Here is a 19,181-nt window from a genome sequence, read left to right on the forward strand (position 1 = left end):
AGCTTTTAAAATCCCGTTCCTAATTTAAAATGTAAAAAGAATGAAATAGTATGGTAGCGGGAAGAAAGTAGTAAAATTAAGCATCCGAGTAGGAGTATAGAGTGATAACATGTTACAATACAGCTAAGAACATGCAATAAAGGAGAGTTTTTTACGTGAAGATTAAAGCAATTGAACCGACGCCAAGTCCAAATACAATGAAAGTTATTTTGAATGAAGTATTACCATCAGGAGCGCGTAATAATTATACAAATGAAAATAAAGAACAAGCACCAATGCAAGTGCAAGAAATTTTGAAAATTGAAGGCATTAAAGGTGTATATCATGTAGCCGACTTTTTAGCAGTGGAGCGAAATGCGAAGTATGACTGGAAAGTTTTATTACAACAAGTTCGTGCTGTTTTCGGCGAAGAAGTATTGGAAGAAAGTGAAGAACAACAACTTGCTCATTTTGGAGAAGTGAAAGTGTTTGTTCAAATGTTCTTTACAATTCCAATGCAAGTAAAGTTAACAGATGGAACGACGGAAGAACGTGTTGGTTTACCAGATCGTTTTAAAGAATCAATTATGAAAGTGCAAATGTCTGCACCAAACGTTGTAAAAGAGCGTAAATGGGTAGAACAAAGTACACGTTACGGTAACTTTGAAGAAATCGGGAAAGAAGTAGTAGAAGAGATTGTTGCTGCTTATTCAGAAGAACGTGTAAATGAAACGGTTAAAGAATTATTAAATCAAGCAGGTGCTGTTGAAGTAACGATTCAAAAGCGTGAGCCATATAAAGTAACAGAAGAGATGATGAAAGATTCTGACTGGAAAAACCGTTTTGCAGCATTAGAACAAATGGATCCTACTGAAGAAGATATTCCAGTGTTGAAGATGGCGTTAGATGATGAAAAAGTTTCAATTCGTCGTTTAGCAACAGCGTATTTAGGTATGGTAAAAGGTGATGAAGTATTACCGTTATTATATAAAGCTTTATTAGATCGCTCTGTAAGTGTTCGTCGTACTGCAGGAGATTGTTTATCAGATGTAGGTGATCCGGCAGCGATGTTCGTTATGATTAAATCTCTGAAAGATCCAAGTAAATTAGTACGCTGGCGTGCAGCTATGTTCTTATTTGAACTTGGAGATGAAAGTGCGATTCCAGCATTAAAAGCAGCGCAAGATGATCCAGAGTTTGAAGTAGCCATGCAAGCACGTCTAGCATTAGAGCGTATTGAAGGCGGAGAAGAAGCAAAAGGTTCTGTATGGAAACAAATGACGGAGTCTCGTAAAGGGGAATAATATATGATTGTTTTCTATGATAGTTGGTGTCCGATGTGTGCGGCCGTTGCAGAACGTACGAAAAAATTAGATAAAAAGGGTAAGATGGAATTTGTTTCATTTCGAGATGAAAATGTAGTTGAGAAGTATGAACTTTCTCAAGAACTACAAAGCAAGATGGAACAAAGATTGTATATTTTAAAACATAATAAGTGGTATGACGGTATTCAGAGCATAGATGTATTAGCAAAGGCCGTTCCATCTTATTGGTTTGCCGTTCCTTTTATAAAGCTATCTATCGTACTTGGTTTTGGAAGTAAAGTATACGATTATATCGCTAATAATAGAAAACTTGTTCCAGTGGGGCATTGCCGCGGTGGGGTTTGTGAAATCCCTACAAAAAAATGAAATCATCGTTATCTTTCTTTTGCACCTATTAATAGAGCGTGATATGATGAATTTGGAATGAAAGTTGAAGGAGAGATTACAAGATGTCAAATGCTTATGAAGAATACATGCGCCAAATGGTAATCCCAATGCGCCAAGAGTTAGTGCGTTCTGGGTTTGAAGAGTTAACTACAGAAGAAGCTGTAACAGAATTTATGGAAAATACATCAGGTACAACTTTAGTAGTTGTAAACTCTGTTTGTGGTTGTGCAGCTGGTTTAGCACGTCCATCAGCAGGTCAAGCGGTTGTTCGTGCTGAAAAACAACCTGATCATCTTGTAACTGTATTCGCAGGTCAAGATAAAGATGCTACTGCAAAAATGCGTGAATACTTCGGAGAAATTCCTCCATCTTCACCATCTATGGCATTATTAAAAGGAAAAGAAGTTGTTCACTTCATTCACCGTCATGAAATTGAAGGTGCAACTATGGACGAAATTATTACGAACTTAGAACAAGCTTTCGAAAAGAATTGCTAAAGAAGGGGGAGAGTAAATCTCCCTCTTTTCTTTATATAGAGGTGAAACAATGATCGTAACAACAGCAGGAAGAACGAATAAAGAAATGACAGATTATGCAAAGCAGGTAGCCGCAGAATTAAATCGTTCATTCGTTAAACGTAATGACATACCAGTGCATAAATTACATGAGCAGTATCAACAAGATGTGCTTGTCGTAGGGAAGAACCGATTAGCTATTTATCCGAAAGGTACGGAAGAATCGTTTTTCTTTCATCCGAACTCAGCGATGTTTCGTGTGAAAAGGTTAATGCGTGGAGAACACGATCCGTTTGTACAAGCCACGCAATTAGAGAGAGGAATGACAGTGTTAGATTGTACGCTCGGGATGGCATCAGATAGTATTGTAGCTAGTTATGTTGTTGGTGAAAGCGGAAAAGTAACAGGACTTGAAGGCAATGAGTATATGGCTTATATTATGGAAAATGGTTTGAAAACATGGTCTTCATCCGTTTCTGAAATTGATGAAGCAATGCAAAGAATTCAAGTAAAGCAAACGGAGCATTTTTCATTTTTAGCGCAATGTGAAGACAATAGTTACGATGTCGTTTACCTTGATCCGATGTTTGAAGAAACTGTCATAGAATCCGATGGAATTAAAGGATTAAAACACTTCGCTTTGTATCATGATATTACTGACGAAACAATTGCGGAGGCAAAACGAGTGGCGAGAAAACGTGTCGTTTTAAAAGATCATTTTCGTAGTTCTAGATTTGAAAAACACAATTTTCATGTATACAAAAGAAAAAGTGCTAAGTTTCACTTTGGTGTAATTGACCCTTGCTAATTGTTTGAAAAGATGTATAATAAGCAATAATTAATTAAATATACTGTCTGTGATGAAGAGAGTAGTCTTTTTTAGAAGGAAAGCGAGCTAGGGATGGTGTGAGCCTAGTACGGAAGAAAAAGATGAAGCGCACTTCGGAGATGCTTCTTGAACGAATAGTAGAGAAAGCCGAGGCCCCCTGTCCTCGTTATAAACGGGAAAGTGGTTCGTAACGAACAACAAGGGTGGTACCACGGGTTAAAACTCGTCTCTTTTTTAGAGACGAGTTTTTTGTGTTTTAAAAAATAAGGAGGTTGTATCATGGATTATAAAATGCAGTTTGCGGAAAGTTTATCTAATATTTTCACGAATGAATTAACGCAAAAACAAATTTTAGATTTAATTGAAACACCGAAACAAGATGAATTTGGAGATGCAGCGTTCCCATGCTTTTCATTAGCGAAGCAATATAAAAAAGCACCAGCTCTTATCGCAAAGGAAGTTGCTGAGAAATTCAATGATCCGTTTTTTACGAAAGTAGAAGCCGTTGGTCCTTATGTAAATGTATTTTTCAATCGTGAAACTGTAAGTGATGCAGTATTAAAAACAGTTTTAGCGGAGAAAGAAGAGTTCGGTCAAAACCACTTTGGCTGTGAAAAAACAGTAGTAATTGATTATTCCTCTCCTAATATCGCGAAACCTTTTTCGATGGGGCATTTACGTTCTACAATGATAGGAAATTCGCTGAAACATATCGCTGAAAAATGTGGCTATGAAGTTGTAGGGATTAATTATATAGGAGATTGGGGAACACAGTTTGGAAAGTTAATTACGGCTTATAAAAAATGGGGAAATGAAGCAGTAGTTAAAGAAGATCCAATACGTGAGCTATTTAAGTTATATGTCCAATTCCATGAAGAGGTAAAAGACGACGAAGAACTAGAAGAAGAAGGACGTGCTTGGTTTAAGAAACTAGAAGAAGGTGATGAAGAAGCGGTAGAACTTTGGAATTGGTTCCGTCATGAGTCCCTTAAAGAATTTTCTCGCATTTATGAACTTCTCGGCGTAGAATTTACTAATTTTCAGGGAGAAGCATTTTATAATAATTTAATGGAAGATTTTATTGGGATTTTAGAAGAACATGAGTTGCTTGAAGAATCAGAAGGTGCATTAGTCGTTAATTTAGAAGAAGAAGGAATGCCGCCTTGCTTAATTAGAAAATCAGATGGTGCGACGATTTATGCAACGCGTGACTTAACGGCAGCTTTATATCGTCAAAACACTTATGGGTTTGATAAAGCGCTATATGTTGTTGGTCCAGAACAAAGCTTACATTTCAATCAATTTTTCACCGTATTAAAAAAACTTGGCTATACTTGGGTTGATGGTATGGAACACGTACCGTTTGGCTTCATTTTAAAAGATGGTAAGAAAATGTCGACACGTAAAGGAAGAGTTATTTTACTTGAAGAAGTACTCGAAGAAGCAATCGAACTTGCAAAACAAAATATTGAAGAGAAAAATCCAAACTTAAAACAAAAAGAAGTAGTAGCAAAGCAAGTCGGTGTTGGTGCAGTCATCTTCCACGATTTAAAAAATGAGCGTATGCACAATATTGAATTCTCATTAGAAAACATGCTGAAATTTGAAGGAGAAACAGGCCCGTACGTACAGTACACACATGCACGTGCTTGTTCTATTTTAAGAAAAGAAAGTGTAGAATTTGAAACATGTACATTTGCTTTAAAAGACGATCATAGCTGGAGTGTCGTAAAATTACTAAATAAATTCCCGCAAATAATTGAAGCAGCTTTCAATAAAAATGAGCCATCGTTTATTTCGAAATATATATTAGATGTAGCACAATCATTCAATAAATATTACGGTAATGTTCGTATATTAGAAGAGAGCAAAGAAAAAGACAGCAGACTCGCATTGGTTTATGCTGTGACGGTTGTATTAAAAGAAGGATTACGTTTACTTGGGGTGGAGGCACCTGAGGAAATGTAACATAGTAGTTAACTGACAAACTGGGTCTAGTATAAACCTGGTTTGTTTTTTTATTGGATATATATTTTTTTTGCAAAATCAATTAAAATCTTTTTAGAGAGGGTGATTCATATTGATTCGAACTTTTATTTTACAAATTCCTTGTCATAGAAGATTAGATAGGAGTTTTTTTAAACTACAAAAGTACATACCTTTATGTGCGCGTTGTACAGGCATGCTTATTGGTATTTTAATGTTTCCAATTTATTTTTATATGACACCTTCATTTCTTTTGGCAATCATACTATCATTTTTCGCTCAAATTCCGTTACTTATCGATGGGTTCACCCAAAAGTGGAAATGGAGAAGTAGCTCAAATTTGCTAAGAATAACTACTGGTGTATTAAGCGGTAATGGTATGGGATTATTCATTTCATCTACTGTTATATGGATATTATCTTAAGATATATAGTAATGGAGGTATTTACATAGATGTTCTGGATTTATTTAATTCTAATTTTTATTTCAGGCGGAAGTGGAATTGGTTTTATGACTCAAAATAAGTATACAGAAGCAATAATAGCTTTTGTTATTTGTATACTATTGTTTGGGCTACTGTATTATTATCTTAAAAGAAACAAAAGAAAGAGAAAAGCAGATTGTGACGATTTAGACTGTACGGATTGTTTTGATTGTGATTGTACTTGTTAAATTTTTCTTCCAAATAAAAAGCTAGTGTATTTTTAATAATACACTAGCTTTTTGCTTTGAAATTTTAAGAAAAGTGTAGGAATACGGCTATTATATAGAGAACTTTAGTTTTGTATATAAAAGGAGGCGGGAAAATAATCTGTTTTGAACCACATTGGATTTCTAATATGGCTTCTTATTTACTAGATGGGGAGAAACAATCGGAATTTATTCAGCTAGGTGTTTTGCAGAAATTATTTGAAAGTGATACGCAAAGAAATGGTAAAGATGGCAATATAGGCATGAAAATACCGATATATTTAAGTGAATTAGGTGTGAAAAATATTGAATGTAGAGTAAGCGATAAAGTGAACTTTTTAGATTTAAATATGCATCACAATGATAAAAACGATTTGTATCAATCATTAAAAGAAGAGGGGATTGCAGGTGATCCGGGTGATAAGCAACAATTTGTAGAACGTTTAATAGCCAGAGGATTAATATATGATAATGCGCTAGCTCAATATGAAGCTGAACTACGATTTTTTAAAATATTTCATGTGTATTCTTCTTTTGTATACGCTCCCAATATGAAAATTAAATTTGGTGACATAGTTTGTTAAAAGGTATGATGTATAAGGATTGTCGTTTAATGTCGATAAGTCGATATTCGACATATAATCGCTGATAAATGTTAAGAATCGGTCGATATAATTTGAAAATCGCCGATAAAATGAAAGAATCGCTGATATATTTGAATTATCGCCGAGATAATTTTATGTACTAATTTCAGCTTCTACAAGATTAAAATTGCATGTTACGTTATTCCATATAATTAAACAAAATACGGAGAAAAACAATCATTTTCACTATATTTTGTTATAAATTTGAATAATATTAATTAATACGATCCATTATAAGAGATTTTAGTTGAATACATACTATATGGTGTGTAAAATCTAAGCAAGTAGCAGTTTAAATATAAATTCGAGGTGAATGCATGCTAGATTTTAAGCAGTTAGAAACTTGTTTAAAAGACAAGAGATTTGTAGATGGATTACAGGAAATAAATAATGAAATTGCATATATAAAAGAAACGAATACTTTATCCTATGTGAAGAATTGGCTGGCCAATATTCCTTCGCATAAGGAGCTCGATATATTAATTCGCCTTACTGATGAAGGGCTTATGCACCAATACAGTTCATTCCTCATTCGTTACGCTTATAAAAAATTCCCAAATATGAGAACGCTCTCTTTATATTGTGATGAGTTAATTGATGAGCGGAAAATTCTTGAAGCAGAGCAGTTGTTAAAATCTTCTTTAGAAGAGTTAAGTAAAGAAGAAATAGATGCAGATTTCTTAGCGAAAACATACTTTACGTTAGTACGATGTCTTTTAGAAATGAAACGAAACGAAGAAGCGTTAATGTATATGCAAAAAGCAGAGGAGTACAGTACACGCGCAGTGTTTGATAAATGGGGCTACGTTTATATGCATACAGGTGAATGGGAGAAAGCGGAAGAACAATTTATTGCTGGCATGCAGCATGAAGATTGTGAAGAGTTATCTACCTATTTATTATCACAATTGTATGCGAATAAAGGAGAACAAAAACGCGCGATACAGTTAATCGATGATGCAATTGTAAAATTCCCACAAGTACCATATTTTCATTTTGAGAAGATAAAGTATTTATTAGATTTAGAGCAATATGAAGAGATGTTAGCGGTAATAGATAACATAAATACTCAGCTGCCGTATCATGCCTATAATACTTACTTTGTACATTTACGTGCAGAAGCACTGTACAAAATGAATAAATTTGCAGATTTACAAAAACTATTAAAAGAAGAAAAGAGTTTAAAAGAATCTTTATATCATAATTTAGAAAAAAATCCGGATGGAAAAAAGGTTCACTTGCCGATAGTTCCTATTGTACAAAAGGATAATTATTGTGTTCCGACAAGTTTAGAGATGATGTTGCGTATATGGGGAGAGAAACGTACACAAGATGAAATAGCAGAGTTTATTTTTGATATGACAGGTTCGAAGTTTTCAGATACTGTTTCTTATTTAGAAGAATTAGGTTATGAATATCGTTATTTTAAAGGGAATGAAGAGAATTATAAGAGACTGATTGACGAAGGAATTCCTGTTTTATTAAGTATAGATATTGAGCATGCTTCACACGTACAAGTTCTATCTGGATATGATGATACATTGCGAGCTTTCTATGTTCAAGATCCAAACTTTATAGAACCAGTTCTTGTGGAATATAGTAAATTACAAGAAAAATATCGTTATACAGGCTGTTTAGCAATCACGTTTGTTCCGAAAGAAAAGAAGGAGCAACTAGCGTTTCTAAGTGAAGAAGAAAATCGTTATTTTAAATCTATTTTTTCTCTTACGGATCATTTAGATGAACATGACAAAGAGGGGATTAGTAACTTAGTACAATTTTTAAAAGAAACGAGTGATAATCCAAATACGTGGTTATATACGATAAAGCACTTAGATGTTGAAGTAGATAAAGAATTTATTTTATATTGTATCGATAAGTTAATGGAAAAGTTTCCGAACTCGGACTTTGTTAAATTGCATGGTGCACAGTGTTTTATTCGTCTTCAAGAAGTAGAGAAAGCGGAGCAAATGCTGACAAGCGTTGAGAAGAAAAATAATCGTGCTTTATATCATTTAATAAACGGAAGATATGCTTTTGAACAGGAAAGTTATCTAGAAGCGATTTCAAGCTTTCGTTTATCGTTACAATTAGACGCAGATCAGCCTATTGCTTGGAGTTTTCTCGCTTTATCCTATATGTATATTGATCAATCTGAAAAAGCATTGCAATACTCTCAAGTTGCGTTAGAGCGTAGTCCTGAAAGGTTCACTTTAACAAATCACGGTTTAATATTAATAGATTTAGAAAGATATGAAGAAGCATATGAAATCTTTAATGACTTGTTAAAAGAGTATAAATATGAAGCGCATGTATGGTATGAACGAGCGAGATGTGCACATCAACTAGGGAAATTATATTTAGCAATAAAAGGGCTTAAAGTAGCGATTCATTTGGATAGTAATGCACCTTACATTTATACGAAACTTTCGGAAATATACGAATCTGATTTGAAGGATGAGGAAAGTGCGAAAGAAATTTTATTAAAGGGTATTGAGAATTGTGATGATAAAGCACCTCTTTACGTAAAATTAGGTGATTATCATTTTCAAAATGATAGCTTGGAAGAAGCAGAAGTATTGTATAATCGTGCTTTAGAAGAAAATGATGAGGATGTTTATTCTCACTTCGGATTTACACAAGTTTATATGGCAAGAGAACAATATAAGGAAGCAAAAGAATATATACTTGGTCTTGAGAAGCAAATTGAAAAGAGCCAAGATTTCCTCATGAATGCAGGAATGGTTTTATGGGATGCTGAAATTGAACTTGGTGGAAATGAAGAAGGGTTTAAAGTAGCGCTATCTAAGTTAGAAAATGGTATAAAGAAAAGTGATTATAATGTAGCAAGTGCGTTAGATGAATATGTGAATCGAATTAAAGGAACGGAATTTGTACAACGAGGTATAGCATTTTTAAGAACGTTACACAAAGAAAGAAATGAAGTAAGTGAGTACGGTTGTTATGCAGGTATTTTATATGAATCTATTGGACAGTACGGCCAAGCGATGAAAAGATATAATAAGGCGATAGAACAAATGGAAACGGCATTACCGTATTACCGAATTGGCGAAACACTTATGGCATTAGGGCAATTGACGGAAGCAAAGCAGGCGTATGAAACATGTTTAGAGCTTGATGGGAATTTCGTAGGTGTACATTTACAGCTTGCGGAAATATACGAAAAAGAAGAAAACCGTTCTAAAGAACAAAGTCATATGGTTCAGGCGATGAAAGAAGAGCCGTTGCATATTAATATGGAATATTTGGCACAGCTTTCAGTAGATATGAATCTTCAGGAAGAATTGCTGACTGAACTAGAACAATTAGCGGACGAAGTACCTGAAATATGGCGTTTAGATGCGATTGCATATGTGTACGGAGCGATGAATGAAACAGATAAAGAACAAGCACAGATTGAATACGCGCTACAATTAGATGGTGAGCATATAGAAGTACTATATCATTATGCAAAAGTATTAGTGAAAAAAAGAAATGTAAAAGCAATTGAAGTTGCAATGAAAGTAATACAAAAAGATTTTGATAATGAACGTATATTTGATGTTTATGTAAAAGCAGTAGAGCAACATAAAAAATTGTCTAACATACGAGATTTTCTTCATACATTAAAGGTGAAAAAAGCAGAAAGAAGTACAGCATTCATGTATGCTGCAGCTGCGGTTACGGAAATATGGATTGAACGCCAGCTGCATGAACAGCCGAAACGATCTATCATTACGAGAGCTTTTTATCGTATGAAAAATCGTGCGAAAGAAATTTCAATGGTTACTATGATAATTGATTTATATGAAATCTCTTTAAAGTTAAATCCGAAAAATAGTATGGCAGCACAGCGATTTGCGCTATTTTATGAGAATGTAGAGATGAATAAAGAAGCAATAGAGATTCTACACACGTCACTAGAAAATAAATGGGATTATGACGTAGCGAAGCAACTTGCAAATCTTTTCGTTGAGTGCGAGGAAGAAGATATGTTAAGAGATGCTTTGGAATTAACGAAACAAATGGTTCGAGAACTACCAGATGATTATGATACTCTTCTTCTGCAAGCACAAGTATTCTTTAAAGCAGGGGAAGAAAGAAAAGCAGAAAAGATTATCTTACAATTAACAGAGCAAACACCGTTTGTAAGTAGAGCATTTCTTGCTTTAGGAGAAATATATCAAAGTCAAGAAAGGTTTGAAGAGGCAATTCATGTATTAGAAAATGCTTCTATACATCATCCAAATGAAACAGCAATTCTTCTTTCTTTAGCATCTTCATATCATGGTGCCGGCCAAACGATAAAGGCAGAAAAAATAACTAATGAAGTATTAATAATTGACGCGAGTGATTTGTTAGCAAGATATGATCGAGCTTGTTATTTAGCACAGTTAAATAGAAATGAAGAGGCGAAGGAAGAGCTTGAATTTGTCCTTCGTGAGGATGAATCGGGATTCTTTGCTGAACTTATTGAGTATGATGAAAATTTAGCAGCATTGCGAGAATTTGAAAAGTAATTGTATAAGAATAGGGAAAAAAGATAAGGATATATTTTGAATTAGTTGACAATTAGTTGCTAAATGGCATAAAATAACTTTTAACAAAGTATACAAATCTGAAGACGAGAAAGAGTAAAATAGTGAGCTGTTCTCCAGAGAGCCGGTATATTGCTGAAAGCCGGTGTGCAGACGTTATTTGAAAATCATCTCCGAGGAGCCGAGGCTGAAAGTAAGTAAGCCCGGACGGATGTCTACCGTTACAAAGAACACGTATGATAGTACGTTGCTAAGTGCTATTAGTGAAAAAGCTAATAGAATTAGGGTGGTATCGCGGGTAAACCCGTCCCTACTTTATAGGGACGGGTTTTTTGTGTGCTTTAAAATATTCAAAGGAGTGATTGTATATGGAAAAAGTAGATGTAAAAGAATCAGCTGTAGGAAGAGAAATGCGAATTCGCAAACAGTGGAACGAACAAAATATTTTCGAACAATCAATTCAGAATCGAGAAGGCGCACAGTCTTTCGTATTTTATGAAGGACCACCAACGGCGAACGGACTACCGCATGTAGGTCATGCACTTGGACGAACAATTAAAGACTTAGTAGCAAGATATAAAACGATGGCTGGTTATAAAGTGTTAAGAAAAGCAGGATGGGATACACATGGTTTACCTGTAGAATTAGGCGTTGAGAAGCAACTTGGTATTTCTGGTAAACATGAGATCGAAGAATATGGCATTGAACCATTTATTCAAAAGTGTAAAGAGAGTGTTTTCACATATGAGAAGCAGTGGCGCGAATTCACTGAAAGTATTGGTTATTGGGTAGATATGGATGATCCATATGTAACTTTAAAGAATCCATATATCGAAAGTGTATGGCATATTTTGGGGACAATCCATGAAAAAGGATTGTTATATAAAGGACATAGAGTTTCACCATACTGCCCAAGCTGCCAAACCTCATTGAGCTCACATGAGGTTGCACAAGGGTATAAAACAGTAAAAGATTTAAGTGCAACTGTGAAGTTTAAAGTGAAAGATAGTGAAAATGAGTATTTCTTAGGTTGGACAACGACACCTTGGACACTTCCAGCAAACGTTGCGCTTGCTGTCCATCCAAATATAGAATACGTTAAAGCAAAACAAGAAAGTCATGTATACATTGTTGCGAAAGAACGTGTACAAGAAGTATTAAAAGAGAACTATGAAGTATTATCTGTTCATAAAGGCGAAGAATTATTAAACACATCTTATACAGCGCCATTTCCGATGAAAGAAGTTACAAATGGTTACCGCGTTATTGCAGCAGATTTTGTAACGGGAGATAGTGGTACAGGACTTGTTCATATTGCTCCAGCATATGGAGAGGACGATTATAGAGTTGTCCAAAGTGAAGGATTGTCATTCTTGCACGTTGTAGATGAAAAAGGTGAGTATACAGAGGCAGTACCATTTTTGAAAGGGAAATTTGTAAAAGATTGTGACGTGGATATCGTTCGTTATTTAGCGAAGGAAGGTTTACTGTATCATAAAGAAAAATATGAACATAGCTATCCGCATTGCTGGCGTTGTGATTCACCACTACTTTATTATGCAGGAGAAAGTTGGTTAATCCGAACAACTGCAATTAAAGATACATTTTTACAAAATAATGATTCTGTTACTTGGTATCCGGATCATATGAAACATGGACGTTTTGGTAAGTTTTTAGAAAATATGGTAGATTGGAATATTAGCCGAAATAGATATTGGGGAACGCCATTGAATGTATGGGAATGTGAAAGTTGTGATCATCAGTTCGCACCGAAAAGCATTGCCGAATTAAGAAAGCATAGTACGAAAGAAACACTAGAAGATTTGGAATTGCATAAGCCTTATGTAGATGAAGTGCAAGTCTGCTGCGGGAAATGCGGAGGCACAATGAATCGTACACCAGAAGTGATTGATGTTTGGTTTGATAGTGGTTCTATGCCATTTGCACAATATCATTACCCATTTGAAAATAAAGAGTTATTTGAAGAGCAGTTTCCAGCGGATGTTATTGCCGAAGGAATTGATCAAACACGCGGCTGGTTTTATAGTTTATTAGCAGTATCAGCACTATATACAGGAAAAGTACCGTATAAACGAGTGTTATCACTAGGGCATGTTTTAGATGAAGAAGGGCAGAAAATGTCTAAAAGCAAAGGAAATGCACTAGATCCAGTTGATTTAGTAGATAAATTTGGTGCAGATGCGCTAAGATGGGCTTTACTTGTTGATAGTGCCCCGTGGAATGCGAAGCGTTTTTCTGAAAGAACAGTACTGGAAGCGAAATCTAAATTTGTAGATACATTAGTGAATGTGTATAGCTTCTACGTTTTATATGCAAATTTAGATGAGTATAATCCGAAAGAAACGTATGATGTAAAGCTTACGAAATTAGACGAATGGGTATTATCAAGATTGCATAGTACAACGAAAAAAGTGAGAACTGCACTTGATGATTATCAATTTACGAATGCAGCTCGTGAAATTGCAGCACTTGTAGATGAAGTGAGTAACTGGTATGTAAGACGCTCACGTAATCGTTTCTGGGAATCTGGTATGAACGCTGAGAAAGCAGCTGCGTATGAGACACTTCATGAAGTGCTTGTAACAATTAGTAAATTAATTGCACCATTTACACCGTTTGTTGCGGAAGACATTCATCTGAATTTAGAAGGAAGAAGCGTTCATTTAGCCGATTATCCAGTTGTAAATGAATCACTACTTCAACCGAAATTAGAAGCGGAAATGGATGCTGTTTTACAAGTTGTTGAACTTGGAAGAAGTAACCGTAATCAGCATTCTTTAAAAGTAAAACAGCCGCTAGCAGAACTTGTATTACTTGAGCATAACGAGAATGATATGGATTGGGAATCTTATCGTGATATCGTTATGGATGAGTTAAATGTAAAAGCGTTCCATGTTGAACTCGATGAAACAAAATACACATCATATCAATTGAAGCTTAATTTTAAAACAGCGGGGCCAAAATTCGGTAAAAATGTGAATGCAGTGAATGGTTGGCTAAAACAATTATCACAAGAAGAAGTACAAAACTTTGTATCAACAGGAAGAGCAGTTTACGAAGCAACACTAGGAGAAGAAGTAGTTGTAACTGCTGACGATGTGTTAGTTGAGAAAGTTGCAAAATCAGGATTCTCTAATACGACTAACGGACAATATACAGTTATGTTAGATACGAATGTAACGGAAGAATTGTTACAAGAAGGAGTAGCGCGTGAATTCATTCGTGCGGTTCAAGAATATCGTAAACAGTTGAATTTACCAGTTAATTTACGAGTCGATATTATTCTTGATACAGAAGAAGAACTACAGCGAACGTTAACGAACCATAAAGATTTATTGGAAGAAAACTTACTCGTTAAACAATTTACATTTGGTAACTTAACGAACGAAGACGATGAACTTTCTTTAGGTGAAACAAAACTTAGAATTAAATTAAGTGCAGCTAATTAAAGAAAAAAGGAAGTTGGAATGATTCCAACTTCCTTTTTTGTATGATTAGAATTTATTTGACTATACATTCGATAGGACCACTAGCAATTGTCTTTTTTCATAGCGTACCGAACACAATACCGTAGAAATATATTTCTACAGTATTGTGTTCAATTCATACATAAATATTGAGAAAATTTCACTTACTCTAAATGGAAAGGTAATAGAAGTGTTCATAGAGAATTACTCGTAGATTCAATTTTTATCCATCCGTTTTGCGGGGAATGATTGCCTAGTGGTAATGGGATAAGGTTGAGCTACTTTATTAGGGGGAGTGGTTCTATGTTTAATAAAAAAATGGTGGCAATGGCAATGACTGTGCCGTTAGTAATGGGGACAATTTCTACGGTTTCGGCATTGGAAAAACAACAGCAAGTAAAGTTAGAAGCTTATTCACCGCAGAAAAAAGCAACTGAATATTTAAAAGAAAATGCTGCGCAGTATGGATTGAAAACAGATCTTTCAGACTTGCAATATATTTCTACAACAGAAACATCAGTAGCTTCATATGTTAGGTTCCAACAAGTTGTTAATGGTGCACCTGTATTTTCAAAACAAATAACAGTTACGCTTAACGGAGAGGGAAAGGGAGTACTCGCTGTTTCTGATTATCAGCCTGTTACAGGTGTGAAGGAAGTAACGACAAAAATTAGTGAAAAAGATGCAATACAAAAATCAATGGCGTATGTTGGAGAAGCAAGTGAGCAAAATTTATGGGCTCCTACAGATAAAGAATTCGGATATATTGTTGAAGAAGGAATTGCTCGTCCAGTATATAAAGTTGTAGTCCATTCTAATAATCCATTTGGTGCGTGGGAAACATTTATTGATGCAGAAAATGGAAAGTTAATTAAAAAAGTTGATATAAACCGAAAAGTAGAAGGAACAGGAAAAGTATTTTTACCTAACCCTGTCGTATCAAGCGGGAGTTTAGTGGGATTAAAAGATAATAATGATGCAGATTCTACAGCGCTAACGAACCAATTAAAAACTGTTACTTTAAAAGGCTTAGATGGGACAGGTTTTTTAATTGGAGAGTATGTAACGATTTCTTCAAAAGCGAGAACAAAATCTACAAACTTACAATTCAACTATACACGTGCAAATGATAGCTTTGAAGATGTAATGTCATATTATCATATTGATACATTGCAACGTTATATTCAAAGTCTAGGGTTTAAAAATATTAATAATCGTTCGATTAAAGTGAATGTGAATGGAACAACAGCTGATAACTCATTCTATTCACCGACAACGAAAGCTTTAACATTTGGTACTGGCGGTGTTGATGATGCAGAAGATGCTGGAATTATCGCACATGAATACGGACATTCGATCCAAGATAACCAAGTTCCTGGCTTTGGTAGTTCAACAGAAGGCGGAGCGATGGGAGAAGGATTTGGTGACTTCTTAGGTGCTACGTATGAAGATGCTGTATCGACTACTGGATATGGAAAAGCATGTGTTGGAGAGTGGGATGCGGCAGCTTACTCTAGTTCAGATCCAACGTGCTTACGCCGATTAGATACGAATAAAGTGTATCCGAAAGATATAAAAAATCAAGTACATGCTGACGGTGAAATTTGGTCACAAGGTCAATACGAAATGGCACAAGCTTTTGGCCGTGATGTAGCAACAAAAATCATTTTACAATCACACTGGTCATTAACACCAAACTCTAAATTCAGTGATGGAGCGAAAGCGATTAAGCAAGCGGATGCTCTTTTATATGGCGGACAACATGCTGCTGATATCGATCGCATTTGGGCAGCGAGAGGCATTAGTACGAATTAATATAAAAAGTCGTGGCATTTATAAGCCACGACTTTTTAATTTGCTTAAGAGCTGGTACTAGTAAGTAAAGCTATATCAATGATAGTGTGAATATATCCGTATCCCATTTACTTTTTAGCTTCTTTAAAAACAAAATGCTCTTTAAATTTTCTAGATTCAACTTTTTGACCATTTCGCATCGATCGGAATGGGTGTTCTTGCCATGTAATAATAACATCAACTTCATCTGCTTTTGTAGCAACGGGTAAATTAGCGTGTTCAAATCCAGTTTTTCCACTTGCCAAACGACTTTCCTTTAGGGAAAAGAGTTCATATTTCGTTTTCTTATTTGGTTCGTTGCGGAATACTTCGACATTTACATTATATACTTCACTATTCCCGACATTCTTTACTGAAAAATGATATGTTTGAAATTCCTCTTTTTTAGCTTGAAGCATATTCTTGTTTGTTTTTTTCGGTTTATCAATATTCACTTGCCATTGATCAGAGTTTTGAGAGATTGGTAAAGATTTTGGTGAATAGGCATACGTTTCGTTTACTACAATTAAGCAAAACAAAAGGAGAAAGAAACTAATTGCTTTTTGCATATACACACCTCGCTTTAAAATTTTTATTAATATGCGTAAATGAATTAGTTTTTATGTAAAAATTGGAAAAATATGAAAGGTGTAATTTTGGATTTAATACATAAGAATATGTATTACAAAATTAACTTTTCACACTTTAGAAGAAGTTAGGAGTTATAAAACCAGAATGTTTCAAAAAAAGCTTGCGTTTTATAAGGTAAGGAGTTAGAATACTCTGTAAATATAAAAAGTGATGATCAGGAAAAGTACATGGTGCAAAGGTCTACAGAGAGCAGCCGGTTGCTGGGAAGGTTGCGATACCGCATGATGGAAAGACACCTGTGAGTGTTGCTTTGAACGTGATTATTAGTAAAAGCAAACGGTACCTACCGTTATCAGGGCTAAGATGGTCAGTATGACAATTTGGGTGGTACCGCGGAAAAAATCCGTCCCTATTTATAGGGGCGGATTTTTGTATTCTTTGAAAGGGGGTGAGTGACCGTGGATGATGACGATGACAACAATAACGTAAATAAATATAAAATTACTGGAGGGAAAAATAATGGATTCAATAATGAAGCGTTCACTCACAAAAGAATGTACAAAGCAAAGTGGAAAGGTTGTATTACTTCAAGGATGGGTAAAAAAGATTCGACATCTTGGAAATGTTAGTTTTTTATTATTACGGGACAGAACAGGAGTAATTCAATGTGTATTAGAAAATGAATTGGCTGGATATAAAGTTGATGTAGAAAGTATCGTCCATGTAATTGGTGAAATAGTCGAGACGTCGAAAACAGAATTAGGTGTTGAAGTACTTGCTCATGAAGTGAAAGTAATAAACGGTGCAGAACCACTTCCATTTGAAATAAATAAAAAGAAGTTACAAGTTGGCTTAGATCAATTACTTAATGAGCGGGTACTCTCATTAAGACATGAGCGAACTGCAGCGATTTTTAAAGTAAAATCTACACTCGTTCAGAGCTTTAGTGAAGTTCTAATAGAGAACGATTTCACACGAATATTTACTCCAAAAATTGTTTCGCAAGGGGCAGAAGGAGGAGCGAATGTTTTTAAGCTTCCATACTTCCAAAGAGAAGCTTATTTAGCACAATCACCACAGTTCTATAAGCAAATGATGGTGGCTGGGGGACTAGAACGAGTTTTTGAAATTGCACCTGTATATAGAGCGGAACACCATAATTCTTCCCGTCATTTGAATGAATATATATCGTTAGACGTAGAGCTTGGATTTATTCATGATTTTTATGAAGTGATGCAACTAGAAACGGATGTTTTACGATATATGTTTCAACAAGTAGCAAAAAAATGTGAAAAAGAACTACAACTATTACAAATAGAAGTACCTGTTATTACTGAAATACCGAAAATCACATTGTTAGAAGCACAAGAAATTTTGAAAAGTAAGTATCGTAAAGAATCTCCTGTAGAGGATTTAGATACAGAGGGTGAGAAGTTACTAGGGAAATATGTGAAGGAAATATATAATAGTGAATTTGTTTTCATTACACATTATCCGAAAGAAGCGAGACCGATGTATACGATGCCGAATAAAGAGAATCCATCTATTACTGATTCGTTTGACTTATTATATAAAGGGTTAGAAATAACGTCAGGGGCACAGCGGATTCATAATCATGAAATGTTACTCGCTTCGTTTAAAGAAAAAGGATTACATCCAGAGAAATTTCAATCTTATTTAAATACATTTCGATATGGTTGTCCACCACATGGAGGTTTCGGAATTGGGTTAGAAAGGGTTGTATATAAACTTTTAGAATTAACAAATGTACGAGAGGCTAGTGCTTTTCCGAGAGATTGTACTCGTCTTATACCGTAAAAAGAATCTTCGCGATTGTCGCGAAGATTCTTTTTTTATAGTTCGTTTGAAAAGGTGAAAATATAGACTATTTCTTTTGCTAATAAGCTTAGTAAAAGTCAGTTGAAATATGAACCATTTCGACAAAAAAATCAATATATCCCTTGACAGTTACAAATATAACAGATATACTTCATAGTAATTTCAAAAGAAAATATATTCTAAATATTAAAATGTGTTGAATAGGAGTAGTAAGGTCATGTATTTGTACAGAGAGCTATGGGTTGGTGCGACATAGTCAAATGACATCCTGAACTCGCCTAGGAGCAGTAAGGTGGAACGGAATCACATTCTTAGTAAATCTTAACGGTTAACCTTCGATATTAGGTTTGTAATCAAACGATTACTACTAAGGTGGATTCATAATGGAATCAATAAGGGTGGTACCGCGTTAAGTAAATGGCTTAGCGTCTCTTTATATAGAGATGCTAGGCCATTTTTTTATTATATGGAAGAAGAAATGGAGGGTTTATTTGAATAGGTTTATAAAATTTATTTATTTATATAAAAAGATTTAAT

Annotated in this window: 12 protein-coding genes, 1 pseudogene and 4 other annotated features; of the genes and pseudogenes, 12 read left to right on the plus strand and 1 reads right to left on the minus strand. The window is 34.9% G+C overall.

The features are described from left to right. Positions 1 to 155 precede the first annotated feature (155 nt). The 11 genes and pseudogenes from BAQ53_RS10250 (at position 156) to BAQ53_RS10300 (ending at position 16,196) form a co-directional block, all read left to right on the plus strand. Entirely contained in the window at positions 156 to 1,283 is a 1,128-nt protein-coding gene (locus BAQ53_RS10250; protein ID WP_000692564.1) for a conserved virulence factor C family protein, read from the plus strand. Between the two features lie 3 nt (positions 1,284 to 1,286). Then, the gene (locus BAQ53_RS10255) at positions 1,287 to 1,670 is read left to right on the plus strand and encodes a thiol-disulfide oxidoreductase DCC family protein (protein WP_089148431.1); all 384 of its coding nucleotides are present in this window, start codon (positions 1,287 to 1,289) and stop codon (positions 1,668 to 1,670) included. An 83-nt stretch (positions 1,671 to 1,753) separates the two neighbouring features. Next, entirely contained in the window at positions 1,754 to 2,188 is a 435-nt protein-coding gene (locus BAQ53_RS10260) for a BrxA/BrxB family bacilliredoxin (protein WP_000063706.1), read from the plus strand. Between the two features lie 49 nt (positions 2,189 to 2,237). Beyond that, a complete protein-coding gene (locus BAQ53_RS10265; RefSeq protein WP_000637452.1) occupies positions 2,238 to 3,014 on the plus strand; it encodes a class I SAM-dependent methyltransferase in 777 nt (258 codons plus the stop codon). A gap of 40 nt (positions 3,015 to 3,054) precedes the next feature. Next, positions 3,055 to 3,269, plus strand: a binding site (T-box leader). 45 nt (positions 3,270 to 3,314) lie between these two features. Continuing rightward, positions 3,315 to 5,003 carry an arginine--tRNA ligase gene (argS, locus tag BAQ53_RS10270; protein ID WP_000384908.1) on the plus strand — a complete coding sequence of 563 codons (1,689 nt, stop codon included), beginning with the start codon at positions 3,315 to 3,317 and terminating at the stop codon, positions 5,001 to 5,003. Between the two features lie 112 nt (positions 5,004 to 5,115). Next, positions 5,116 to 5,445, plus strand: coding sequence for a DUF2085 domain-containing protein (locus BAQ53_RS10275; protein ID WP_000621477.1), 330 nt, complete (start codon positions 5,116 to 5,118; stop codon positions 5,443 to 5,445). 29 nt (positions 5,446 to 5,474) lie between these two features. Beyond that, positions 5,475 to 5,693: a hypothetical protein gene (locus BAQ53_RS10280; RefSeq protein WP_000498604.1), complete on the plus strand. Its 219-nt coding sequence runs from the start codon at positions 5,475 to 5,477 to the stop codon at positions 5,691 to 5,693. 116 nt (positions 5,694 to 5,809) lie between these two features. Further along, positions 5,810 to 6,295: pseudogene (locus tag BAQ53_RS10285) on the plus strand (methyltransferase); the annotation flags it as partial. A 377-nt stretch (positions 6,296 to 6,672) separates the two neighbouring features. Continuing rightward, positions 6,673 to 10,875, plus strand: coding sequence for a bacteriocin-processing peptidase family protein (locus BAQ53_RS10290; protein ID WP_208906830.1), 4,203 nt, complete (start codon positions 6,673 to 6,675; stop codon positions 10,873 to 10,875). Between the two features lie 92 nt (positions 10,876 to 10,967). Further along, positions 10,968 to 11,208: a binding site (T-box leader), on the plus strand. A 53-nt stretch (positions 11,209 to 11,261) separates the two neighbouring features. Next, complete coding sequence (ileS, locus tag BAQ53_RS10295; RefSeq protein WP_151522086.1) at positions 11,262 to 14,363, plus strand: isoleucine--tRNA ligase; 3,102 nt, start codon at positions 11,262 to 11,264, stop codon at positions 14,361 to 14,363. A 321-nt stretch (positions 14,364 to 14,684) separates the two neighbouring features. Beyond that, positions 14,685 to 16,196, plus strand: a complete 1,512-nt coding sequence (locus BAQ53_RS10300; protein ID WP_000482279.1) for a M36 family metallopeptidase — start codon at positions 14,685 to 14,687, stop codon at positions 16,194 to 16,196. A gap of 107 nt (positions 16,197 to 16,303) precedes the next feature. On the opposite strand, the gene BAQ53_RS10305 is transcribed toward BAQ53_RS10300, so the two are convergent. After that, a complete protein-coding gene (locus BAQ53_RS10305; RefSeq protein ID WP_001167917.1) occupies positions 16,304 to 16,783 on the minus strand; it encodes a YozF family protein in 480 nt (159 codons plus the stop codon). Between the two features lie 223 nt (positions 16,784 to 17,006). Beyond that, positions 17,007 to 17,219, plus strand: a binding site (T-box leader). A 105-nt stretch (positions 17,220 to 17,324) separates the two neighbouring features. Here BAQ53_RS10305 and aspS point away from each other — a divergent pair. Beyond that, positions 17,325 to 18,623 carry an aspartate--tRNA(Asn) ligase gene (gene aspS, locus BAQ53_RS10310; protein ID WP_000377337.1) on the plus strand — a complete coding sequence of 433 codons (1,299 nt, stop codon included), beginning with the start codon at positions 17,325 to 17,327 and terminating at the stop codon, positions 18,621 to 18,623. Between the two features lie 208 nt (positions 18,624 to 18,831). Next, positions 18,832 to 19,080, plus strand: a binding site (T-box leader). Positions 19,081 to 19,181: the final 101 nt, after the last annotated feature.

The organism is Bacillus sp. B25(2016b), from assembly GCF_001679765.1.
GTDB classification, from domain to species: domain Bacteria; phylum Bacillota; class Bacilli; order Bacillales; family Bacillaceae_G; genus Bacillus_A; species Bacillus_A thuringiensis_K.